The organism is Litchfieldella rifensis, assembly GCF_042646605.1.
Taxonomy (GTDB): Bacteria; Pseudomonadota; Gammaproteobacteria; order Pseudomonadales; family Halomonadaceae; genus Litchfieldella; species Litchfieldella rifensis.
This window is the reverse complement of sequence record NZ_JBHRUG010000015.1, coordinates 56533-63030: the sequence shown is the minus strand read 5'-3', so window position 1 is coordinate 63030 and position 6498 is coordinate 56533. Positions and strand designations below refer to the sequence as shown.

At 61.0% G+C, this 6498-nt stretch carries 6 protein-coding genes; 5 read left to right on the top strand and 1 reads right to left on the bottom strand.

Annotated elements, in window-relative coordinates; all coding sequences use genetic code 11:
- A partial coding sequence (locus tag ACFOEV_RS06385; protein WP_386772310.1) for a pyruvate kinase occupies nucleotides 1-125 on the bottom strand: 125 nt, incomplete at its 3' end.
- A 426-nt stretch (nucleotides 126-551) separates the two neighbouring features.
- On the opposite strand from ACFOEV_RS06385, the gene topA reads away from it, so the two are divergent.
- From topA to ACFOEV_RS06360, 5 genes are all read left to right on the top strand, one after another.
- Nucleotides 552-3197 (top strand): type I DNA topoisomerase, encoded by a 2646-nt coding sequence (gene topA / locus ACFOEV_RS06380; protein ID WP_386772304.1) that lies wholly within the window; start codon nucleotides 552-554, stop codon nucleotides 3195-3197.
- The gene (locus ACFOEV_RS06375; protein WP_386772303.1) at nucleotides 3194-3658 is read left to right on the top strand and encodes a DUF6586 family protein; all 465 of its coding nucleotides are present in this window, start codon (nucleotides 3194-3196) and stop codon (nucleotides 3656-3658) included. Before topA ends, ACFOEV_RS06375 begins: the two co-directional genes overlap by 4 nt.
- Nucleotides 3659-3772: 114 nt before the next feature.
- Nucleotides 3773-4009, top strand: coding sequence for a hypothetical protein (locus ACFOEV_RS06370; RefSeq protein WP_386772302.1), 237 nt, complete (start codon nucleotides 3773-3775; stop codon nucleotides 4007-4009).
- 90 nt (nucleotides 4010-4099) lie between these two features.
- Nucleotides 4100-4597 (top strand): LabA-like NYN domain-containing protein, encoded by a 498-nt coding sequence (locus ACFOEV_RS06365; RefSeq protein ID WP_386772301.1) that lies wholly within the window; start codon nucleotides 4100-4102, stop codon nucleotides 4595-4597.
- Nucleotides 4598-4716: 119 nt separating this feature from the next.
- On the top strand, nucleotides 4717-6303 hold the full coding sequence (locus tag ACFOEV_RS06360) for an ABC-F family ATPase (RefSeq protein WP_386772300.1): 1587 nt from the start codon (nucleotides 4717-4719) through the stop codon (nucleotides 6301-6303).
- Nucleotides 6304-6498: the final 195 nt, after the last annotated feature.

Genomic DNA, 6498 nt, shown 5'->3' with positions numbered 1-6498 from the left:
TTCAGGCGCACCACGTCGACCCCGGCACGAATCATGGCCTCGAGCACCCCCTCGCGGTCGCTGGCCGGGCCCAGGGTGGCGACGATCTTGGTGCGGCGAATGGGGTCGTGAATCGGGTACGACATGGGGGTCTCCTGACGGTGGTGTCTAATAGCGTATATAAAGGTGGCGATATGACAAATAAGAGTGTCGCATCACGCCTGTAGGTTATGTAGTCATTTTACTACATCATAGTACAACACGCTGCCGCTCAATAGGAAAGCCCCGTCGTTCGGGCACGAGGAAGGTCGGTATGTGGCCATCCTTCCAGGCATGCGGTCCCCTCCACCGCGCTTGCGGGATCCGGTATCTCCGGTTTAGCTTCATAAAGCATTCCTGCCCCGAAATGGATAGTCTGATGAGGGGCCGTTGTCGACAGAGCCTGTCAAGATGACTGGCGCCGAGTCGGAGGCTGGGGTAGGGTAGGCGCATTTTTCGCCCGGAGGGTAAGCCGGGAGTCGAACAGCCAGGCGCAGGTCATATGACTTGCGCCGTGAGGAAAGTGGAGCACTATGGGCAAGTCACTGGTCATCGTCGAGTCGCCGGCCAAGGCCAAGACGATCAACAAGTATCTCGGCAACGATTTCATCGTGAAGTCGAGTGTGGGTCATATCCGTGACCTGCCGACCAGCGGCGCGGGCAAAGCGGCCTCCGACCCCAAGGAGCGTGCCCGGCAAGCGGCGGCGACACGCAAGATGTCGGTCGAGGAAAAGGCAGTCTACAAGAAGCGCAAGACCTGGGATCAGTTGATCCGGCGCATGGGGATCGACCCCGAGAATGGCTGGGAGGCACAGTACGAGATTCTGCCTGGCAAGGAGAAGGTCGTCGCCGAGCTCCGGAAGTACGCCGAAAAGGCCGATGCCGTCTATCTGGCGACGGACTTGGACCGTGAAGGGGAGGCCATTGCCTGGCACCTCAAGGAAACCATCGGTGGCGAGGATGAGCGCTACAAGCGGGTGGTGTTCAACGAGATCACCAAGAACGCCATTCAGGAAGCGTTCAAGGACCCCGGTGCGCTGAATATCGAGCGTGTCGAAGCCCAGCAGGCGCGTCGTTTTCTCGACCGTGTCGTCGGCTTCATGCTGTCACCACTGTTGTGGAACAAGGTTGCCCGCGGGCTCTCCGCCGGGCGGGTGCAGTCGGTGGCGGTGCGCCTGATCGTCGAACGGGAGCGCGACATCCGTGCCTTCGTTCCGGAAGAGTTCTGGGATGTGCACGCCGATCTGCTCATGGCAGCGGCGGGCAGGGAGAAGGCCGAGCCAATTCGTTTCGAACTGGTGCGCCAGAACGGCAAACCCTTCCGACCCACCTCCGAAACCGAGACCCTGGAACGCATCGAGGCGCTAAGAAAGACCAGCCTCGAGATCACGGCTCGGGAAGACAAGCCGACGCGGTCTAAACCGAATGCACCCTTTATCACATCGACGCTGCAGCAGGCCGCCAGTGGCCGGCTGGGCTTCTCGGTGAAGAAGACCATGACCCTGGCCCAGCGTCTTTATGAGGCGGGCTACATCACCTATATGCGTACCGACTCCACCAATTTGTCACAGGATGCGGTGGCTGCGGTGCGTGAGCATATCGAGCACGAGTACGGCAAGCGCTATCTACCCGAAACGCCGAACCGTTATTCCAGCAAGGAGGGGGCTCAGGAAGCCCACGAAGCGATCCGTCCCTCGGACGTGGCTCGCAAGGCTGCGGATCTTGCCGGCATGGAGCGCGATGCCGAACGTCTCTACGAGCTGATCTGGCGTCAGTTCGTGGCCTGCCAGATGACCCCGGCGGAATATCTGTCCTCCACCCTGACCGTGGAAGCCGGAGGTTATGAACTCAAGGCCAAGGGTCGGGTGCTGAAATTCGATGGTTATACCCGAGTGATGAAGCCTGCCGGGCGCAAGGAGGAAGACCAGGCGCTGCCGGATTTGGCCGAGGGCACGCCAATGCTCCTCGAGGCACTGCACCCGCAGCAGCACTTCACCAAGCCGCCTGCCCGCTATACCGAGGCCAGCCTGGTCAAGGAGCTCGAGAAGCGTGGTATCGGCCGGCCCTCGACCTATGCTTCGATCATCTCCACCATCCAGGATCGCGGTTACGTCAAGTTGGAGAATCGGCGCTTCTATGCCGAGAAACTCGGCGATATCGTGACCGAGCGGCTCAAGGAGTCCTTCAGTGACTTGATGGACTTTGGCTTTACCGCGCGCATGGAAGACAGTCTCGACGAGGTGGCCGAAGGCGAGCGTGACTGGAGGGCATTGCTCGACAGCTTCTATGACGAGTTCACCAGGCAGCTCGAGCATGCCGAGAGCGAGGACGGGATGCGGCCCAATCAGCCGGTGCCCACCGACATCGACTGCCCGAGCTGCGGTCGCAAGATGCAGATTCGTACCGCCTCCACCGGGGTCTTCCTCGGGTGTTCGGGCTACAATCTGCCGCCCAAGGAGCGTTGCAAGACCACCATCGACCTGATTCCCGGCGAGGAAGCGGTGGCCGCCGATGCCGACGAGGAAGCCGAGGCCAAGGCGCTGCGCGCCAAGCATCGCTGCCCCAAGTGCGGTACCGCCATGGACAGCTATCTGATCGACGAGACGCGCAAGTTGCACATTTGCGGCGATAGCCCCGATTGCGATGGTTACGAAGTCGAGAAGGGGCGCTTCAAGCTCAAGGGTTACGAGGGGCCGACGCTCGAGTGCGACAAGTGCGGTGCCGAGATGCAATTGAAGACCGGCCGTTTCGGCAAGTACTTCGGCTGCACCAACGATGCCTGCAAGAATACCCGCAAACTGCTCAGAAGCGGTGAGGTGGCGCCGCCCAAGATGGATCCGGTTCCCATGCCGGAATTGGCCTGTCACAAAGTCGATGACCACTACGTATTGCGCGATGGCGCCAGTGGCCTGTTCCTGGCAGCCAGCCAGTTCCCCAAGAATCGCGAGACGCGTCCTCCTCTGGTCCGCGAACTCAAGGCGCATGCCCAGGAGCTGCCCGAGAAGTATCACTTCCTGCTCGAGGCGCCGAGCGAGGATCCGGAGGGACGCCCAGCGCAGATTCGCTTCTCGCGCAAGACCAAGTCGCAGTACGTGATGACCGACGAGGATGGCAAGGCGACCGGCTGGAGAGCCGTCTTCGAGGACGGCAGATGGCAGGTCGAGGACAAGCGCAAATGACACCCAGAGGGCGTACCAATCAACTGCTCTATCAAGCCGAGCTGTTGCTAGATACGGCGGCCGTCGATGACGAGCACGTCGAGGCACGGCGCATGGCGTTGGAAGAGGGTGCCCTGGCGCTGCTGGAGCTGGCGCTGAATGCGGCCCTGCGCGAACTCACCGAGCATGCGATGCTGGCACAACATGACTGGCGCGAGCTCCTGCGCGAGGACGGGCGTTCCCTGGCCGAGCTCGAACGGCTGCGAGAGCTGGCCAGGCGGGACGAGAGTTGGTTGGCGGTGCTGATGCAACGACTCGATGCCTTGCAGGACGTCGAGGGAGCGGCCCGCCGTGAATCGACGGTATCGCCAGTCCTGATCAGCACCGCCGAGCGCCTCTCGCTTGCCGATGAATTACGTTGGTGCCTGGGTGAGTTCAAACGTGAACTCGCCGGCATGCGTGAAACCAGCTACGAATGGTGACGTCACGGTTGTCGAAGTGGTAGGCTGTCGTCAAATGACAACGACCATGGACGATCGCCGTGGTCGTTTTTTATTGCTGTATTCCTTTATTCCCGATTCAGGGGGGAGTCCCCGATGTCCGATACCGCGATTCTGGAAATCGTTGAGCTTGCCGATGGCGAGATCGTGCTACGACCCGCTGAAGGCGAGGGCGAGCCGTTGATGCGTATCCGCTTTTCCGAGGAGGCGGCCCAATTGCTGCGTCAGAGCCGCTTCGAAGTGGCGCAGGAAATGATCGATCATGCCATCACGCGCAGCAAACTGTGGCAGGAAGAGAGCGAGGAACAGGCCTTTCCCGCTACGGTGCATTGAACCCCGTTGAAAGAAACGATGTGAAAGAACCGCCTCGAAACCCCGCCCGGGAAGCTCCCGAGTGGGGTTTCTTGTCAAGGGGGTAACCGCTTGGAAAGAGTCGCGATTTTCGTCGATGTGCAGAACGTCTACTACACCACCCGCCAGGTCTTTGGGCGCCATTTCGATTACAACGCCTTCTGGGCGCAGGTGACGGCCGGTCGAGAAGTGGCGCTAGCCAATGCCTATGCGGTGGAGCGCGGCGATGCCAGGCAGCGCCAGTTCCAGAACATCCTGCGTGGCATCGGCTTTACGGTGAAGCTCAAACCCTTCATTCAGCGCCGCGATGGCTCGGCCAAGGGCGACTGGGACGTAGGCATTACCCTGGATGTCATGGAGGCCGCCCCGCTTGTCGACCGGGTGGTGCTGGTTTCCGGCGACGGCGATTTCGATCTACTGGTGGTGCGGGCTCGCGAGCGACACGACGTGACGGTGGATGTCTACGGGGTGGAAAGACTCACCGCCGACACCCTGAGGCGTGCCGCCAGCCACTTCGTTCCCATCGAAGAAAGCCTGCTGTTGAACGGGAGCCGGGATCAAACGACATGACACGCGCTAGCACTGCATGTCGCCGCTGTGAGTGGGCGCCATAAATCGGTACAATCGCGCACTTTTGCCCATCGGCGCCGGGCTTTCCCGAGGCCGACCCATCGATTTGGACCCCTCACGTGATCTCCACCGCCAATATCACCATGCAGTTCGGGGCCAAGCCCCTGTTCGAGAACGTTTCCATCAAGTTCGGCAACGGTAACCGCTACGGCCTGATCGGCGCCAACGGCTGCGGCAAGTCGACGTTCATGAAGATCCTCGGCGGCGACCTGGACCCCTCCTCCGGGCAGGTGATGGTCGAGTCAGGGGCGCGGCTCGGCAAGCTGCGTCAGGATCAGTTCGCTTTCGAGTCCGAGCGCGTCATCGACACCGTCATCATGGGCAACCATGAGCTGTGGCAGGTCGCTGCGGAGCGCGAGCGCATCTACTCGCTGCCGGAGATGAGCGAGGAGGACGGCATGGCAGTGGCCGACCTGGAAACTCGCTTCGCCGAACTTGACGGCTATACCGCCGAGTCGCGCGCCGGTGAGCTGCTGCTTGGGTTGGGTATCCCGCTGGAGCAGCATTTCGGGCCGATGAGTGAAGTCGCCCCCGGCTGGAAGCTGCGCGTGCTGCTGGCCCAGGCGCTGTTTGCCGATCCCGACGTGCTGCTGCTCGACGAGCCCACCAACCACCTGGACATCAACACCATCCGTTGGCTGGAAGGGATGCTGACCGGGCGTAACAGCACCATGATCATCATTTCCCACGATCGCCACTTCCTCAACAGTGTCTGCACCCATATGGCCGACCTGGACTACGGTGAGATCACCCTGTTCCCCGGCAACTACGACGACTACATGACCGCCGCCACCGCTGCCCGTGAGCGCCAACATGCCGACAATGCCAAGAAAAAGGCGCAGATTGCCGAGCTGCAGGCCTTCGTCAGCCGCTTCTCGGCCAATGCCTCCAAGGCCAAGCAGGCCACCTCCCGGGCGCGTCAGATCGACAAGATCAAGCTCGAGGACATCAAGCCCTCGAGCCGGGTCAGCCCGTTCATCCGCTTCGAGCAGAACAAGAAAATTCACCGCAACGCGGTCAATGTGGAGGCCATCACCAAGGGCTACGGCGCCACGCCGCTGTTCGAGCGGCTGAGCATGACCGTGGAGGCCGGCGAGCGGATCGCCATCATCGGCCCCAATGGCATCGGCAAGACCACGCTGCTCAAGACCCTGGCCGGTGAGCTGCACCCGGACGCCGGGGGCGTGAAATGGACCGACAGCGCCGAACTCGGTGTCTTCGCCCAGGATCATGCCGATGACTTTGCCTTCGATGCCACGCTGTTCGAATGGATGGCCCAGTGGAGCGATGGTGGTGAACAGGGAATCCGTGGGGCGCTGGGGCGCATGCTGTTTTCCAGCGATGATATCGGCAAGTCGGTGAGGGTGATCTCCGGCGGCGAGCAGGGTCGCATGCTGTTCGGCAAGCTGTCGTTGACCAAGCCCAACGTGCTGCTGATGGACGAGCCCACCAACCACCTGGACATGGAGTCCATCGAAGCGCTGAACCTGGCCTTGGCGAACTATCCGGGCACGTTGATCTTCGTCAGCCACGACCGTGAATTCGTCTCCTCGCTGGCTACGCGCATCCTCGACATGAGCGAAACCGGTATCATCGACTTCAGTGGCAGCTACGACGACTATCTACGCAGTCAGGGAGTGTTCTGATGGCGCTATCACCCGACGCAGCCAGCCTGGCGCCCTCGAAACCGCGAGGGGAACACGAAAGCAGCGTTTGGTTACGAATTGAAACGCTGTGAAAGTTGCTATGTTTGATGTGGTGTTATAGTGAATGGAAGTAACTAAATATCGCATAGCAATATTCTCAAGAGAACCGACCAGTAGTCAGCATGCTTGTAGGAG

What these genes read in the sequence shown, in the direction of transcription:
- topA (WP_386772304.1), top strand. Translation starts at nt 552, where the DNA reads ATGGGCAAGTCACTGGTCATCGTCGAGTCGCCGGCCAAGGCCAAGACG.
- ACFOEV_RS06375 (WP_386772303.1), top strand. Translation starts at nt 3,194, where the DNA reads ATGACACCCAGAGGGCGTACCAATCAACTGCTCTATCAAGCCGAGCTG.
- ACFOEV_RS06370 (WP_386772302.1), top strand. Translation starts at nt 3,773, where the DNA reads ATGTCCGATACCGCGATTCTGGAAATCGTTGAGCTTGCCGATGGCGAG.